Source organism: Actinoplanes sp. CA-142083 (assembly GCF_050942195.1).
Classification (GTDB): domain Bacteria; phylum Actinomycetota; class Actinomycetes; order Mycobacteriales; family Micromonosporaceae; genus Actinoplanes.
Window position 1 is genome coordinate 1227368 of the sequence record NZ_CP192076.1, and the last position, 14965, is coordinate 1242332.

The 14965-nt window shown below is 70.7% G+C and carries 12 protein-coding genes; 2 read left to right on the forward strand and 10 right to left on the reverse strand.

The window, feature by feature from the left end:
• Positions 1-20: 20 nt before the first annotated feature.
• Together rph and rdgB are read left to right on the forward strand one after the other, a co-directional pair.
• On the forward strand, positions 21-749 hold the full coding sequence (gene rph, locus ACQPZX_RS05875; RefSeq protein WP_433375401.1) for a ribonuclease PH: 729 nt from the start codon (positions 21-23) through the stop codon (positions 747-749).
• Positions 746-1360: an RdgB/HAM1 family non-canonical purine NTP pyrophosphatase gene (gene rdgB, locus ACQPZX_RS05880; RefSeq protein WP_433375403.1), complete on the forward strand. Its 615-nt coding sequence runs from the start codon at positions 746-748 to the stop codon at positions 1358-1360. The genes rph and rdgB overlap by 4 nt, the downstream gene beginning before the upstream one ends.
• Before the next feature lie 104 nt (positions 1361-1464).
• Here rdgB and ACQPZX_RS05885 read toward each other — a convergent pair whose 3' ends face one another.
• The 10 genes from ACQPZX_RS05885 to ACQPZX_RS05930 form a co-directional block, all read right to left on the reverse strand.
• A complete protein-coding gene (locus ACQPZX_RS05885; RefSeq protein ID WP_433375405.1) occupies positions 1465-3117 on the reverse strand; it encodes a class I tRNA ligase family protein in 1653 nt (550 codons plus the stop codon).
• Complete coding sequence (locus tag ACQPZX_RS05890) at positions 3107-4426, reverse strand: NAD(P)/FAD-dependent oxidoreductase (protein WP_433375408.1); 1320 nt, start codon at positions 4424-4426, stop codon at positions 3107-3109. Before ACQPZX_RS05890 ends, ACQPZX_RS05885 begins: the two co-directional genes overlap by 11 nt.
• A gap of 13 nt (positions 4427-4439) precedes the next feature.
• Complete coding sequence (hutH, locus tag ACQPZX_RS05895) at positions 4440-5975, reverse strand: histidine ammonia-lyase (RefSeq protein WP_433375411.1); 1536 nt, start codon at positions 5973-5975, stop codon at positions 4440-4442.
• Positions 5972-7108, reverse strand: a complete 1137-nt coding sequence (hutI, locus tag ACQPZX_RS05900) for an imidazolonepropionase (RefSeq protein WP_433375414.1) — start codon at positions 7106-7108, stop codon at positions 5972-5974. Before hutI ends, hutH begins: the two co-directional genes overlap by 4 nt.
• Complete coding sequence (locus tag ACQPZX_RS05905; protein WP_433375417.1) at positions 7105-8403, reverse strand: formimidoylglutamate deiminase; 1299 nt, start codon at positions 8401-8403, stop codon at positions 7105-7107. The genes hutI and ACQPZX_RS05905 overlap by 4 nt, the downstream gene beginning before the upstream one ends.
• On the reverse strand, positions 8400-9578 hold the full coding sequence (locus ACQPZX_RS05910; RefSeq protein WP_433375420.1) for an allantoate amidohydrolase: 1179 nt from the start codon (positions 9576-9578) through the stop codon (positions 8400-8402). The genes ACQPZX_RS05905 and ACQPZX_RS05910 overlap by 4 nt, the downstream gene beginning before the upstream one ends.
• Positions 9575-11206 (reverse strand): urocanate hydratase, encoded by a 1632-nt coding sequence (gene hutU / locus ACQPZX_RS05915; RefSeq protein ID WP_433375423.1) that lies wholly within the window; start codon positions 11204-11206, stop codon positions 9575-9577. Before hutU ends, ACQPZX_RS05910 begins: the two co-directional genes overlap by 4 nt.
• Before the next feature lie 13 nt (positions 11207-11219).
• The gene (locus ACQPZX_RS05920) at positions 11220-12056 is read right to left on the reverse strand and encodes a MurR/RpiR family transcriptional regulator (protein WP_433375426.1); all 837 of its coding nucleotides are present in this window, start codon (positions 12054-12056) and stop codon (positions 11220-11222) included.
• Between the two features lie 149 nt (positions 12057-12205).
• A complete protein-coding gene (locus tag ACQPZX_RS05925; protein ID WP_433375429.1) occupies positions 12206-13903 on the reverse strand; it encodes a hypothetical protein in 1698 nt (565 codons plus the stop codon).
• A gap of 368 nt (positions 13904-14271) precedes the next feature.
• Complete coding sequence (locus ACQPZX_RS05930; protein WP_433375432.1) at positions 14272-14958, reverse strand: adenylate/guanylate cyclase domain-containing protein; 687 nt, start codon at positions 14956-14958, stop codon at positions 14272-14274.
• Positions 14959-14965 lie beyond the last annotated feature (7 nt).

The window sequence follows — 14965 nt, forward strand, 5'->3', positions numbered from 1 at the left end:
GAACCAATAAGGTTTGGGGCATGGCGCGACCCGACGGCCGAGCGGCCGATCAGCTACGACCCGTGACCCTCACGCGGAAGTGGAGCATCCACCCCGAGGGCTCGGTGCTCGTCGAGTTCGGCGACACCCGGGTGCTCTGCACCGCCAGCGTCACCGAGGGCGTCCCGCGCTGGCGCAAGGGCTCCGGCCTGGGCTGGGTGACAGCGGAGTACGCGATGCTTCCCCGCGCCACCAACACCCGCGGCGACCGGGAAAGCGTCAAGGGCAAGGTCGGCGGGCGTACGCAGGAGATCTCCCGCCTGATCGGGCGCAGCCTGCGGGCCTGCATCGACCTGAAGGCGCTGGGTGAGAATTCGATAGTTCTCGACTGCGACGTGCTGCAGGCCGACGGCGGCACCCGCACGGCCGCCATCACGGGGGCCTATGTGGCGCTGACGGACGCGGTCACCTGGCTGGCCGACCGCAAGTCACTGGCGGGCAAGGTCGACAAGGTGATGCACCGCTCGATCCAGGCGGTCAGCGTCGGCATCATCGACGGCGAGCCCCGCCTCGACCTGATGTATCTCGAGGACGTAGCCGCCGAGGTCGACATGAACGTGGTATGCACCGGTGACGGCGATTTCGTCGAGGTGCAGGGCACGGGGGAGAACGGCGTTTTCCGCCGCGACCAGATGGACCTCCTGCTCGACCTGGCCGTTGCCGGCTGCGCCGATCTCGCGGCCGCCCAGCAGAAGGCGTTGTCCTCATGAGCGCGAAGTTGCTGCTCGCCACGGCGAACAAGAAAAAGCTGGTCGAGCTTCAGCGCATCCTCGACCTGGCGCTCGGCGCCGAGCGGATCGCGCTGGTCGGGCTGGCCGACTTCGAGGGCTATCCGGACGTTCCCGAGACCGGCCTGACCTTCGGGGAAAACGCGCTGATCAAGGCCCGCGAGGGCGCGAAGCGCACCGGCCTGCCCACGGTGGCCGACGACTCGGGCATCGCGATCGACGCGCTCAACGGGATGCCCGGCGTGTTCAGCGCCCGCTGGTCCGGCAAGCACGGCGACGACGCGGCCAACCTCGACCTGGTGCTGGCGCAGATCTCCGACGTGTCGGAGGAACACCGGGGTGGTGCGTTCGTGTGCGCGGCGGCCCTGGTCCTGCCGAACGGCCGTGAGCACCTCGTCGAGGGCAAGCAGCGCGGGCGCATCCTGCGGGCGCGGCGTGGCGAGGGCGGGTTCGGCTACGACCCGATCTTCCTGGGCGACGGTCAGACCCGCACCAACGCCGAGCTGAGCCCGGCGGAGAAGGACGCGATCAGCCACCGGGGCAAGGCTTTCCGCGAGCTGGCCAAGGTGATCGCCAAGGAACTGCCCCGCTGATCGGGCCGGCGGGCGCCGAGCTGAAGCGGGGGCGGGCTGGTCGGACCGGCGGGCGCTGAGTTGGGCGCGGGCCGATCATGCCGGCGGGCGCCGAGCTGGGCGGGTCAGGCCGGCCAGCGGGCGAGGGCCACGCTGGGTGGGTGGCCGAGGCGATGCCACATCTCCTCGGCGGTGTATGGGGCGAAGACCGACAGCACGATCGCGGTCGCCTCGACGGTTTCGCGCAGGGCCGGGTCGTCGGGTGGCGCGGCGCGGGCGGCGTTGACCAGCTCCATGGTGCGGGCCAGCGCGACGTTCAGCCGGCAGGCCTCGACCGCCCTGGTGATCTCGCTGAGCAGGCGGCGCGAGGCCTCCCGCAGCGAGCTGTCGCCGGCTGCCGGGCTGTGGCGGGCCGCTGGGCTTGCGCCGGCCGCTGAGCTTGCGCGCGGCGCTGAGCTGTCGCCTGCCGGGCTGTGGTCGGGCGCTGGGGCGTCGGTGATGCGGGCGGTCAGCGACAGGGCCCGCGACAGGAAGCGGTTCGCGCCGCGTGGGGAGACGTCGGACCAGTCGATGTTGGCCGAGGGCGGGCCGGCGAAGAGTATCGCCACGCGGACCGCGTCCACGCCGTGTGCGTCCATCTGCTCGCCCAAGGTGACCAGGTTGCCCTTGGACTTGCTCATGGCGGCGCCGTCCAGCAGCACGTGACCCTGCGTCGTCAAGGCCCGGAACGGCTCGACGAAATCCACCAGACCCATGTCGTGCAGGGCCTTGGTGAAGAAGCGGGCGTACAGCAGGTGGGACACCGCGTGTTCGCTGCCGCCCACGTAGTGGTCCACCGGGCGGGCCAGCGCGGGATCGAAGGGACCGTCCGCATAGGACACGTTGGGGTAGCGCAGGAAGTACCACGACGAGTCGACGAACGTGTCCATCGTGTCGGAGTCGCGGGTGGCAGGACCGCCGCACGACGGGCAGTCGACCGGCAACCACGCCGTCGCGGAGGACAGCGGCGCGGCGTCGGGCGGCAGCGAAACCGGCAGCTGATCGTCGGGCACCGGCACCGGGCCGCAGGAGGCGCAGTGCACGATCGGGATCGGACATCCCCAGTACCGCTGGCGGGAGATCAGCCAGTCGTGCAGGCCGCCGATCCAGTTGCGCTGCATGGTCAGGATGTGCGGCGGCCAGGTGCCGGCGAGCTGGTCCATGTCGTTCAGCAGGCGGTCCGCGTACGATGTGATCTTGAAGAACCATTGGGTCAGTGACCGGGAGGTCGCGACGCTGCCGCACCGCTCGCACCGGCCGTCGATGACCTGCTCGTTGGCCAGCACGGTGCGATCGGCCGGGCACCAGTTGACCGCCGCCCGCGCCCGATAGGCCAGCCCGCGCTCGAAGAATCGCAGGAACAGCCACTGCGTCCAGCGGTAGTACGACGGATCGCTGGTGTGCAGCCGGGTGCGCCAGTCGGCCGAGACCGCGTATCGCCGGAACGACGCCGCCTGCGTCTCGATGTTGTCGTAAGTCCACGTGGCCGGGTGCAGCCCCCGCTTGATGGCCGCGTTCTCGGCCGGCAGCCCGAACGAATCCCAGCCGACCGGATGCAGCACCTGATGCCCGCGCAGCCGCCAGTAGCGGGCAATGGCGTCGCCGATCGCGTACGCCTCCGCGTGACCCATGTGCAGGTCGCCCGACGGGTAGGCGAACATCGACACGACGTACCGCGTGGGGGAGGCCGGCTCGAACAGCCCGTCCCAGACGGGCAGCCACCTCTCCTCAGCGGTCATGGCGTTTTCTCGCGAGCCGGATCACCTTCGCCGCGAAGCCCGGCCGGAAGAGCTCCGAGGGCGGCGTGACCAGGTGTTGCACCCCCGTGGCGACGCGATACACGTCGGGGTCCAATTGCGACGCGTACGTGACCTGTCGCGCGTACCAGTTCCGCAAGGCGATACCCCGCGGGCGCGGCCCGGTGGTCCCCGGGAACGCGAAGTCCCCGCCCACCGCGAAGCGCCACGGCGTCTCGTTGATCTTCGCGACGGCGGCGTAGTACTCCCGCACCATCGCCGGGTCCGGCACCCGCTTGTGCCGGTCGAGCACGTCCCCGAGCGCCGTCGCCTGCCGCGCCGCGCACGTCATGCCCTGCCCGTAGATCGGGTTGAAGCTGCACACCGCGTCGCCGAGCGCGACGTACCCGCCCGGCAGTTGCGCAGCCTGCTCGAACAGCCGCCGCCGGCTGGACGGGAAGCGGGCCACCAGCACGTCGCTCAACGGCTCGGACCGCGAGATCAGGTCGGCGAACAGCGGATCGGGCAGCTGCTTGGCGTACGCCTCGAAGGCCTCCGCCGAAGCGGGCGGATCGGCCAGATGCCACCCGCCCAGCCCGATCATCCACCGGTCGCCCTCGATCGGCATGGCCACCGCGGACATCCACTCGTAGGGCCCGGCCGGCAACGAGACCGCGGCCTGCCACGGCCCGAGGTCTCCCGGCCGGCGGCGGTAGAGGCGGGTCGAGTAGCTGACCCCGACCTTGACCTCGACCTGCTCCGGCGGCGGCAGCCCGAGCGAGCCCAGCCACCGGTCCGACCGCGATCCGCGCCCCGAGCAGTCCACCACCAGCGACGCGGCGAGGGTCTCGCCGCTGTCGAGCACCACGCCGGTGACCAGGTCGCCCCGCCCGGCCAGCCCGGCCACCGCGACCTGGTCGTGGACCGCCACCCCGGGCAGGGCCGTCACCCGGGCCCGCAGCACCGCCTCCAGCTGCGGGCGGCTCACCGAGATCAGCGTCAGGCCGGTCGGCGTCGCGGGCCAGCGGCCGCCGAGACGGTACGAGCAGATGTCCGCGCCCGTGTCGAGGACTGTGCCGCCCAGCGACACCAGCTCCCGCTCGAAGGCCGGGAAGAGCATCGAGAACTCCCGCACCCCCGCGACGAGCAGGATGTGCGGGTGTTCGCTCTGCGGCACACCGCGCCGGGGCACGGGCCCGTACGGCAACGTGTCCCGGTCGAGCACGGTGACGCTCGCGTACCGGCGGCTGAGCACGCGGGCGGCGGCGAGCCCGGCGACACCGGCCCCGATCACTATGGCTCTGTCGTCCACGGTGGGTAGTTAACTACAAGAGCGACCCGATTTCTGCCTCGATCGCGCCGCGCAGCTCGCGCCCGGCGACGACCGCGCGGGCCTGCTCGAGGACCGGCGCGAGGAAGATGTCCGGCCCCGGCTGCCCGGCGAACGGCGCGACCGCCGCGATCGCGAGCCGCCCGGCCGGCGACGGCTCGAGCGGCGCGCGCAGCTGAAGCCCGCGCACGGCGCTGAGCAGCTCGACCGCGAGCAGGCTGGTCAGGTTGTCCAGCACCGTGCGCAGCTTCTTGGTGGCGGCCCAGCCCATCGAGACGTGGTCCTCCTGCATGCCGCTGGTCGGCAGCGAGTCGGCCGACGCGGGCACGGCCAGCCGCCGGTTCTCGGCGACGATCCCGGCCGCCGTGTACTGGGCGATCATCAGGCCCGAGTTGACGCCGGCGTCGGGCGACAGGAACGGCGGCAGGTCCCGCGAGCGGGTGACGTCGAGCAGCCGGTCGACCCGGCGCTCGGCGATCGAGCCGACCTCGGCGGCCGCGATGGCCAGGAAGTCGGCGGCGAAGGCGAGCGGCTCGCCGTGGAAGTTGCCGGTCGACTCGACCCGCCCGTCCGGCAGCACGACCGGGTTGTCCACGACCGAGACGAGCTCCCGCCCGGCCGTGGTCGCGACGAACGCGAGGGTGTCCCGGGCCGCGCCGGCCACCTGCGGGGCGCAGCGCATCGAATACGCGTCCTGCACCGCGTGCGCTAGATCGTCGCGGTGCGAGTCCATCACCGCCGAGTTCTGCAGCAGCTGGTAGATGTTCGCGGCCGAGGCGGCCTGGCCCGGGTGCGGCCGGATCGCGTGCAGCTCCGGCAGGAACGGCCGCTCCGAGCCGAGCATCGCCTCGATGGCCAGCGCCGCGGTGACGTCGGCCATCGCGAACAGGTGCCGGGCGTCCTCGATCGCGAGCAGCAGCATGCCGAGCATGCCGTCGGTGCCGTTGATCAGCGCGAGGCCCTCCTTGGCGGCCAGGTCGAGCGGGGCCAGCCCGGCGCTCCGCAGCGCCTCGGCCGCGGCCACCCGCTCGCCGTCCTTGCCGACCACCCAGCCCTCGCCGAGCAGCACCAGCGCGCAATGCGCGAGCGGCGCGAGATCCCCGGAGGCGCCGAGCGAGCCGTGCTCCGGCACCCACGGCGTGATGTCGTGGTTGAGCAGGTCGGCCAGCCCCTGCGCGAGCGCCGGTCGCACGCCCGAGTGGCCGAGCGCCAGCGAGCGCAGGCGCAGCAGCATCATGGCCCGCACGACCTCGCGCGGCATCGGCGCGCCGACCCCGGCCGCGTGCGAGCGGATCAGCGCGTGCTGCAGCTCGGCCCGCCGGGCCGGCGCGACGAACGTGCCGGCGAGCGCGCCGAATCCGGTGGTGACGCCGTAGACCGGGCGGCCGGACTCCTCGATGCGGTCGACGATGGCCCGGCTGGTGGCCATCGCCTCGATGGTGGCGGGGGCGAGCTCGACCCGGGCGTCGCCGCGGGCGACCGTGACGACCTCGGCGGGGGTGACGCCGGAAGGTTGAACGGTAACGATCATTGAAGCACTCCGTCGTGCAGAACAGTTTTGACCAGGGGGACTCCCGGCCGGTAGGCCAGGTGCAGGTGAGAGGGCGCGTCCAGGACGATCAGGTCGGCTCGCGCCCCGGCACGCAGCACCCCGACGTCGTCGCGGCGCAGCGCGCGTGCTCCGCCCGCCGTGGCGGCATGCACGGCCTCGGCGGGGGTCATTCTCATTTCGCGTACGGCGAGAGCGATGCAGAACGCCATCGACGACGTGTACGACGAACCCGGGTTGCAGTCGGTGGCCAGCGCGACGGTCACACCGGCGTCGAGCAGCCGCCGCGCGTCCGGGTAGGGCGACCGCGTCGAGAACTCGGCGCCCGGCAACAGCGTCGCGACGGTCTCCGAGCCGGCCAGAGCGTCCACATCGGAATCGCTCAGGTGCGTGCAGTGGTCGGCGCTCGCGGCCCCGAGCTCCACCGCGAGCCGCACACCCGGCCCCTCGGTGAGCTGGTTGGCGTGCACGCGCAGCCCCAGCCCCCGCTTGGCGCCGGCGACGAGGATCTCCCGGGCCTGCTCACCGTCGAACGCGCCACGCTCTATGAAAACATCAACCCATTTCGCGTACGGGGCACAAGCGGCCAACATCGGTCCGCGCACCAGGTCGACGTAGGCGTCCGGGTCGACCCCGGCCGGCACCACGTGCGCGCCGAGGAAGGTCGTCTCCTCGGTCAGCTCCCGGGCGATCCGCAGCGACCGGGCCTCGTCGTCGACGCTCAGCCCGTACCCGCTCTTGATCTCGATGGTGGTGGTGCCCTGCCGCCGGGCTTCGACGACCAGTTTCTTCGCCTTGGCGCGCAGCTCGTCGTCGGTCGCCGCGCGGGTGGCCTCCACGGTGGTGCGGATGCCGCCGCCGGTGTACGGCTCGCCGGCCATCCGGGCCGCGAACTCGGGCGCCCGGTCGCCGGCGAACACCAGGTGGGCGTGGCTGTCGACGAAGCCGGGCAGCACCGCCGCGCCGTCGACGCCCACCCGCCGGTCGGCCGCCGGGGCCTGCGCGGCCGGGCCGATCCAGGCGATCCGGTCGCCGTCGACGACCACGGCGGCATCGGTGAGCGGCGGTCCGTCGTTGGTGAGCAGCTCGCCGATGTTGTCGATCAGGAGGCTCATCGTCTCTGCCCCCGGGGGATGGCCTCGGCGAGCGCGCGGCGAACGTCGATGGTGGTGTGCCGACCGTCGGCGACGATGTGGCGGCCGTCCACGATCACGTCGGAGACGTCGGCGGCGGTGGCCGCGAGGATGGCGCCTTCCGGGTCGCTGCCCGCCGTGCGTACCGAATCGAGGCGTACGCAGACCAGGTCGGCCCGCTTGCCGACGGCGATCTCGCCGGCGTCGTCCCAGCCGATCGACGCGTGCCCGGCCGAGGCCGCCACCAGCTCGGCGGGGGAGAAATGGCCGCGTTGCTCGGTGGCGAGCCGCTCGTTCATCTCCAAACCGCGGGCCTCCTCGAAGGGGTCGATCACGGCATGGCTGTCGCTGCCGAGGCAGAGGCGGGCGCCGGCGTCGGCGAGCCGTCGCGCCGGGCCGATGCCGTCGGCGAGGTCGCGTTCGGTGGTGGGGCAGAAGCAGACGGAGCTGCTCTTGCCGCCGAGGATTCGGATGTCCTGCTCCGACAGGTGAGTGGCGTGGACCGCGGTGCTGCCGCCGTGCCAGAAACCGGAGTCGTCGAGGAGCTCGGCCGGGGTGCGGCCGTGCACCGCGCGGCACTGCTCGTTCTCGGCGCGCTGCTCGGAGAGGTGGACATGCGCGATCTCTCCGTGGCGCTCGGCGAACGCGGCCATCGACTCGGCCGGCACGGCCCGCACCGAGTGCAGTGCCGCGCCGATCCGCGCGTGCCGCTGGGGGCGCAGCAGGGCGACGCGCTCCGAATACCGGTCGAGGTCGCCGTCGCCGAAGCGGCGCTGCACACCCTCGAGCGGCTTGCCATCCACACTGGACTGGAGGTAGAGGGTGTCGAGCAGGGTGATCCGGATGCCGGCCTCGGCGGCGGCCTCGATCAGCGCGTGGCCCATGGCGTTGGGGTCCGCGTAGGGGCGGCCGTCCGGGCCGTGGTGCAGGTAGTGGAACTCGCCGACGGCGGTGTACCCGGCCATGGCCATCTCGGCGAAGACGGCTCGGGCCAGGTCACGGTAGCTGTCGGGGTCGAGGCGCTCGGCGGCGGCGTACATCTGGTTCCGCCAGGTCCAGAAGGTGCCGCGCTCGCCGTGCGTACGCCCACGAAGCGCCCGGTGGAAGGCGTGCGAGTGCGCATTGGCCATCCCCGGCAGCACCAGCCCGGGGAGCCGGATATCCGCTTCCGATTCGCCACGGCTCACGGCGGTGAAAATCCCGCGCTCAACCTCGATGCGAACGTCGCGGGCCACCGCGCCGCCGACCCAGGCGTACTCCGCTTGGTAGGCCGTCATGTCAGCTCTCGCAGGACCGTGGCCAGGGCGTCCACACCGGCCGCGCAGTCCGCGTGGTCGGCGTGCTCGGCCGGCGAATGTGAGATCCCGGTCGGGTTGCGCACGAACAGCATCGCCGTCGGCACCTGCGCCGACAGCACGCCCGCGTCGTGGCCCGCGCCGGTCGGCAGGATCGGCGCGTCGCCCAGCATCGCCGACAGGCGCGACGCCAGCGCGGTGTCGAAGGTGACCTCCGCGCTCAGCGACTCGGCCGTCACCGCCACCTCGGTGCCGTCCCGGCCGGCCCGCTCGGTCGCCCGCTTCACCACCGCCTCGACCACCGCGTCCATCGTGCCGGTGTCCGCGGCCCGCGCGTCCAGCCAGCCCCGCACCACCGAGGGGATCGCGTTGGTGGCGTTCGGCTCGACCTCGACCCGGGCCATCGTCGCGTGCGCCCCGTTCAGCCGGGCTTCCTTGTTCGCCGCGAGCACCGTGTACGCGAACGTCAGCATCGGGTCGCGCCGGTCGGCCATCCGGGTCGTGCCCGCGTGGTCGCCGTGCCCGGTGAAGTCGAACCGCCAGCGGCCGTGCGGCCAGATCGCGCTGGCCACCCCCACCGGCACCTCGAGTTGCCGTCCTTGCTCTATGTGAAGCTCGACCAGCGCGCCGATCCGGTTGGTGAGCCCCGGCAGCGGACCGGCCGGCGTCGCTCCGAGTGCCTCCCCGAACGTGACCCCGTCACGGTCGGTGAGTGCGGCCGCTTTGGCCGGGTCGATGGCGCCGGTCAGCAGCCGCGAGCCGAGGCAGGGCAGCCCGAATCGGCCGCCCTCCTCCTCGACGAAAGCGACCACAGCGAGGGGCGTCGATGGCTTGTGCCCGGCCGCCCGCAACTGGTCGACGGCGAGGAACGCGCTGACGATGCCGAGCGGGCCGTCGAAGCCGCCGCCGTGCGGAACCGAGTCGAAATGCGATCCGGTCAGCACGGCGCCGCGGCCCCAGGACTCGCCCCACCAGGCGAACAGGTTGCCGTTGCCGTCGTCGGTGACCGGCATGTCCCGCCGGTCCGCCTGATTGCGGAACCAGTCACGCAGCACGAGCTCGGGGGTGTCCAGGGCGTACCGCATGTAGCCGCCGCTCGACACCCGGCCGATGGACTCGATTTCGGCCCACAGGGCCGAGAAGACCTTCTCGCTCATCGCTTCATCGGGATGTGCACGCCGGCCGCCGCCGCGGACTGGTACCCGGCATCCACGTGCCGGATCACGCCCATGCCGGGATCGTTGGTGAGGACCCGCTCGATCTTCTCGCCCGCCAGCGGCGTGCCGTCGGCGACGCAGACCTGGCCCGCGTGGATCGAGCGGCCGATGCCGACGCCGCCGCCGTGGTGGATCGACACCCAGGAGGCGCCGCTCGCCGTGTTGACCAGCGCGTTGAGCAACGGCCAGTCGGCGATCGCGTCGGAGCCGTCGAGCATCGACTCGGTCTCCCGGTACGGCGAGGCCACCGAGCCCGCGTCGAGGTGGTCGCGGCCGATCACGATGGGCGCGCTGATCTCGCCGCGGCCGACCATGTCGTTGAAGCGGACGCCGGCCTTGTCGCGCTCGCCGTAGCCGAGCCAGCAGATGCGGGCGGGCAGCCCTTGGAAGGCGACCCGCTCGCCGGCCATCTTGATCCAGCGGGCGAGGGCCTCGTTCTCGGGGAACAAATCGAGGACGGCTTTGTCGGTCGCGGCGATGTCCTTGGGGTCGCCGGAGAGCGCGGCCCAGCGGAACGGGCCCTTGCCCTCGGCGAACAGCGGCCGGATGTAGGCCGGGACGAAGCCGGGGAAGTCGAAGGCGCGCTCGAAGCCGCCGAGCTTGGCCTCGCCGCGGATCGAGTTGCCGTAGTCGAAGACCTCCGCGCCGTCGTCCATGAACGCCACCATCGCGGCCACGTGCCGTGCCATGGAGGCCCGCGCCCTGTCGGTGAACTCCTCCGGCTTGGTGCGCGCGAACTCGGCGGCGTCCTCGAGCTCGACGCCGATCGGGACGTAGCTCAGCGGGTCGTGGGCGCTCGTCTGGTCGGTGACGATGTCGATCTCCACGTCCTTGAGCTTGAGCTCGGGGAAGATCACGGCGGCGTTGCCGACGACGCCGATCGACAGCGGTCGCCTCTCGGCTTTGGCGGTCATCGCCTGATTGATGGCGTCATCGAGGGTGTCGGCGATGACGTCGAGATAGCGGGTGTCGACCCGGCGCTGCAGGCGGGTGCGGTCGACGTCGACGACCAGGCAGACGCCGCCGTTCATGGTCACCGCGAGCGGCTGCGCGCCACCCATGCCGCCACAACCCGCGGTCAGCGTGAGCGTGCCGGCCAGGGTGCCGCCGAAGCGCTTCGCGGCCACCGCGGCAAACGTCTCGTACGTCCCCTGCAGGATCCCCTGGGTGCCGATGTAGATCCACGAGCCGGCCGTCATCTGCCCGTACATGGTCAGGCCCAGCTTCTCGAGCCGGCGGAACTCGGGCCAGGTCGCCCAATCGCCCACCAGGTTCGAGTTCGCGATCAGCACGCGCGGCGCCCACTCGTGGGTGCGGAACACGCCGACCGGTTTGCCCGACTGCACCAGCAGCGTCTCGTCGTTCTTGAGCGTGTCCAGCTCGCGCACGATCGCGTGGAAGGAGGGCCAGTCGCGTGCCGCCCGGCCGGTCCCCCCGTACACGACAAGATCTTGCGGCCTTTCGGCCACGTCGGGGTCGAGGTTGTTCATCAACATCCGCTTGGCGGCTTCCTGCGGCCAACCCAGTGATGTGTACGTCGTGCCGCGCGCGGCCCGGATCTCGGACATCGTCGTCGCCTCCCTATGCCATGAAAATGTGCCGCCGGGCGGCCGTAGCTTCGAACTCCTCCAGCCGGCGCTGCACCGGCTCGGGCGCCGCGTCGCACATCGCCTGCAGCAGCACCATGGCCATCGCCATCGGGCCGGTGTGCAGGTCGAAGACGAGCTGCGTGCCGACCGCGGCGGGCAGCACCACGTCGGCCCGGTCGGCGACCGGGCTCACCGCCGAATCGGTGATCGCGACCACCGCGTACCCCGCGCGCTTGGCCTCCGCGATCGCCTCGAGCGACTCCCGCGGATAGCGGGGGAGCACCACCGCGAGCAGGGCGTCGGCGCCCGCCGCACGCGCCTGGTCGATCCGGTCGAGCAGCGGCGTGCCGCCGGAGTCGAGCACCCGGACATCCGGGTGGACCTTGGCCGCGAAATAGCCGAAATATCCGGCCAGGGGCGCCGCCGCCCGCAGCCCCAGCACCGGCAGCGGCCGGCTGTTGATCAGCAGCTGGGCGGCCCGCTCCACGTCGTCGAGGCGGGCCAGCTGGTCGTGCAGCCGGGACAGATGCTCGGTCTCGGCGCGCACCGCGAGCTGCATCGCGTTGCCCTCGGCCGCGGCCTCCGGCGCGTCGCCGGTGAGCTCGCGCAGCCGGCGGCGCAGCGCCGGATAGCCCTCGTAGCCCAGCGCCATCGCGAACCGGGTGACGGACGGCTGGCTCACCCCCGCGAGGTCGGCCACCTCGGCCGCCGAGAGGTAGGCAGCCTTCGCCGCGTGCTCGACCAGACTGTGCGCGATGCGCCGCTGCGTGGGCGTCAGCCGCGCACCGTGGAAGAGGTCGAGAACGGTCCTGGCCGCGTCTCCATTCACCCGAGCAGCTTATGCATGAAAACTTTCAGAGCGCCAGGGGCGGCTGATGCCACTTTCGGGGCCGCCCCGGCAACCAGAAGCGCCGCCCCGGCCTCGGGGCGGCGCTTTCCGGTCCTGCTAGGGGTTCACATCGTCGAGATCAGTGGGGGTCAGAGCGCGCGCAGGAACTGAACGCTGAACATCGGGCCGTCACCGCTGCCCGAGTCGTCGCCGGCCGTGTCGGTCGACCCGTCGTCGGAGGTGGCACCGGTGTTGAAGTTGTCGACGAACATGCCGCTGTCGTCGTTCGGCGCCAGGCTGTTGTTGCTGTTGCCGTTGCCGTTCCCGTTGCCGTTCCCATTGCCGGAGTTGTCGCCGGAGTCGTTGCCGTTTCCGTTGCCGTTGAAGTTCCCGGAGTCGTCGCCGGATCCGTTGCCGTTGAGGTTGCCGTTTCCGTTGCCGGAGTTGTCACCGGAGTCGTTGCCGTTTCCGTTGCCGTTGAAGTTCCCGGAGTCGTCGCCGGATCCGTTGCCGTTGAGGTTGCCGTTTCCGTTGCCGGAGTCGTCGCCGGATCCGTTGCCGTTGAGGTTGCCGTTTCCGTTGCCGGAGTCGTCGCCGGAGTCGTTGCCGTTTCCGTTGCCGTTCAGGTTCCCGGAGTCGTCGCCCGATCCGTTGCCGTTGAGGTTGCCGTTTCCATTGCCCGAGTTGTCGCCCGAGTCGTTGCCGTTGTTGTTCCCGTTGCCGTTGCCGGAGTTGTCGCCGGAGTTGTTGCCGTTGCCGTTTCCGTTGTTGTTCCCGGAGTTGTCGCCGGAGTTGTTGCCGTTGCCGTTTCCGTTGTTGTTCCCGGAGTTGTCGCCGGAGTTGTTGCCGTTGCCGTTTCCGTTGTTGTTCCCGGAGTTGTCGCCGGAGTTGTTGCCGTTGCCGTTTCCGTTGTTGTTCCCGGAGTTGTCGCCGGAGTTGTTGCCGTTGCCGTTTCCGTTGTTGTTCCCGGAGCCGTTGCCGGAGTTGTTGCCGTTGCCGTTTCCGTTGTTGTTCCCGGAGTTGTCGCCGGAGTTGTTGCCGTTGCCGTTTCCGTTGTTGTTCCCGGAGCCGTTGCCGGAGTTGTTGCCGTTGCCGTTTCCGTTGTTGTTCCCCGAGCCGTTGCCCGAGTTGTTGCCGTTGTTGTTCCCGTTGCCGTTGCCCGAGTTGTTGCCCGAACCGTTCCCGTTGTTGTTCCCGTTTCCGTTGCCGGAGTTGTTGCCTGAGTTGTTGCCGTTGTTGTTTCCGTTTCCGTTGCCGGAGTTGTTCCCCGAGTTGTTCCCGTTGTTGTTTCCGTTTCCGTTGCCGGAGTTGTTGCCCGAGCCGTTGCCGTTGTTGTTTCCGTTGTTGTTCCCGGAGTTGTTGCCCGAGTTGTTGCCGTTGTTGTTTCCGTTGTTATTGCCGTTGTTATTGCCGTTGTTGCTGTTATTGTTGTTGTTCGTGTTGTTGGTATTGTTGTTGTTGATGGTCGTGTTGTTGCCGCCGCCGTTGCCGGGCATCCACGGCCCGACCCATGAGTCGAGCAGTCCTGACCAGCCGTGACCCCAGTCGCTGTAGCTCACCACAAGCAGGTATTTGTTCTTGAACTTGCCGTTCTTGATCGGCACGCAGTCGAAGTCTTCCCACCAGCCCTTGGCTTCGCCTTTGTTGCCGACGCGGAGGCAGATCGGGCCGCTCTTGAAGTACCCCACCTTGTGGTCGCCGTGCGGGCCGGCCGCGGACGCGGTCGTGTTGGTTCCTGCTGAATTCTGTGCCTGTGGGGCGCTGGCCGCGGCGGGTCCGGAAGCAAAACCAGCACCCGTTACCAGGCCGATGCCGGCCATGAGCAGCTTTCCCATAAGTCGGTTCATGTCACACCTTCTCTGAATAAGTCCGGTTACGGCCTGAGCAGACCATCCGTGAGAAGTGCGGCATGCGCGCTTGTATCTGCCACGCGAGTTCGCGAAAGAACTGACTTACGGGTATTTAAGGGCACGACTGGGTGTGCCGGGTGCAGGTAGGCGTCAATCGGGCGGGCGACCCGTGCTAGCGGCGATCGAGTTGACCGGTTCGCTACCTGCGTTGCCGCCCGGGCGTGGGCGGCCGGCCCGGCTTTTCTCTGCCCAGTTCCGTGACGGCCAAAACGCGATTTGTCCGGAAAATCCTGTCGGCTGTGACGGAGGATGGGCCGCCCGCCCGTCGGCGCCCCCGGGTCGGCGGGGAGGGCGGCCCATCCGGCCTATGCGGCGACCGGAAGGCCGGCCGCCCTGGCGGGCAGCACCACGACCCGGTGGGCCGCCACGGGATCCGCCACCCCGCGGACCCGGACCGTGGCCGCCGTCGCCGGGGCGGCCAGGTGCTCCGAGCGGGCGTAAGCGGCCGGGCCGAGCATCAGCTCGCCGGGGCCGGCCACGCCGCACATGCGCTGGGCCAGGTTCACCGCGCGCCCCCAGACGCCGAAACCGGCCGGTTCCCACGATCGTGTGACCAATACCTCACCGCACTCGATGCCCACGTGGATGTCGGGCCGGCCGGGTCGCACGCCGCGCAGCATCGCGTAAGCCGCGGCGGTCGCCCGCTCGGTCTCGTCGCCGAAAGAGGTATGGCCGCCGAACGAGGTCGCGCCCCCGAACGATGTCGCGCCCCCGAACGAGGCCTCGCCCCCGAACGATGTCGCGCCCCCGAACGAGGCCTCGCCCGCGCGGCGCAGGCCGAACACGGCCATGAACCCGTCGCCGAGCACCTGCTGGATCTCGCCGCCGTGCTCGTGTACGCAGGCGACCAGGTCGTCGAGCAGCGGACGCATGATCCGGTAGACCGCCTCCGGCTCGACGCTCTCGACCAGCCGGGTGAAGCCACAGATGTCGGCGAAGAGCACGGCCACCTGCTGCCGGCGCGGACCGGTTTGTCCGATGTGGTCGATCATGACGGAC

Bases quoted from the DNA above. Each gene is read 5' to 3' on its own strand.
- rph (WP_433375401.1), top strand. From the start codon at position 21: ATGGCGCGACCCGACGGCCGAGCGGCCGATCAGCTACGACCCGTGACC.
- rdgB (WP_433375403.1), top strand. From the start codon at position 746: ATGAGCGCGAAGTTGCTGCTCGCCACGGCGAACAAGAAAAAGCTGGTC.
- ACQPZX_RS05885 (WP_433375405.1), bottom strand. From the start codon at position 3,117: ATGACCGCTGAGGAGAGGTGGCTGCCCGTCTGGGACGGGCTGTTCGAG.
- hutH (WP_433375411.1), bottom strand. From the start codon at position 5,975: ATGATCGTTACCGTTCAACCTTCCGGCGTCACCCCCGCCGAGGTCGTC.
- hutI (WP_433375414.1), bottom strand. From the start codon at position 7,108: ATGAGCCTCCTGATCGACAACATCGGCGAGCTGCTCACCAACGACGGA.
- ACQPZX_RS05905 (WP_433375417.1), bottom strand. From the start codon at position 8,403: ATGACGGCCTACCAAGCGGAGTACGCCTGGGTCGGCGGCGCGGTGGCC.
- ACQPZX_RS05910 (WP_433375420.1), bottom strand. From the start codon at position 9,578: ATGAGCGAGAAGGTCTTCTCGGCCCTGTGGGCCGAAATCGAGTCCATC.
- hutU (WP_433375423.1), bottom strand. From the start codon at position 11,206: ATGTCCGAGATCCGGGCCGCGCGCGGCACGACGTACACATCACTGGGT.
- ACQPZX_RS05925 (WP_433375429.1), bottom strand. From the start codon at position 13,903: ATGAACCGACTTATGGGAAAGCTGCTCATGGCCGGCATCGGCCTGGTA.
- ACQPZX_RS05930 (WP_433375432.1), bottom strand. From the start codon at position 14,958: ATGATCGACCACATCGGACAAACCGGTCCGCGCCGGCAGCAGGTGGCC.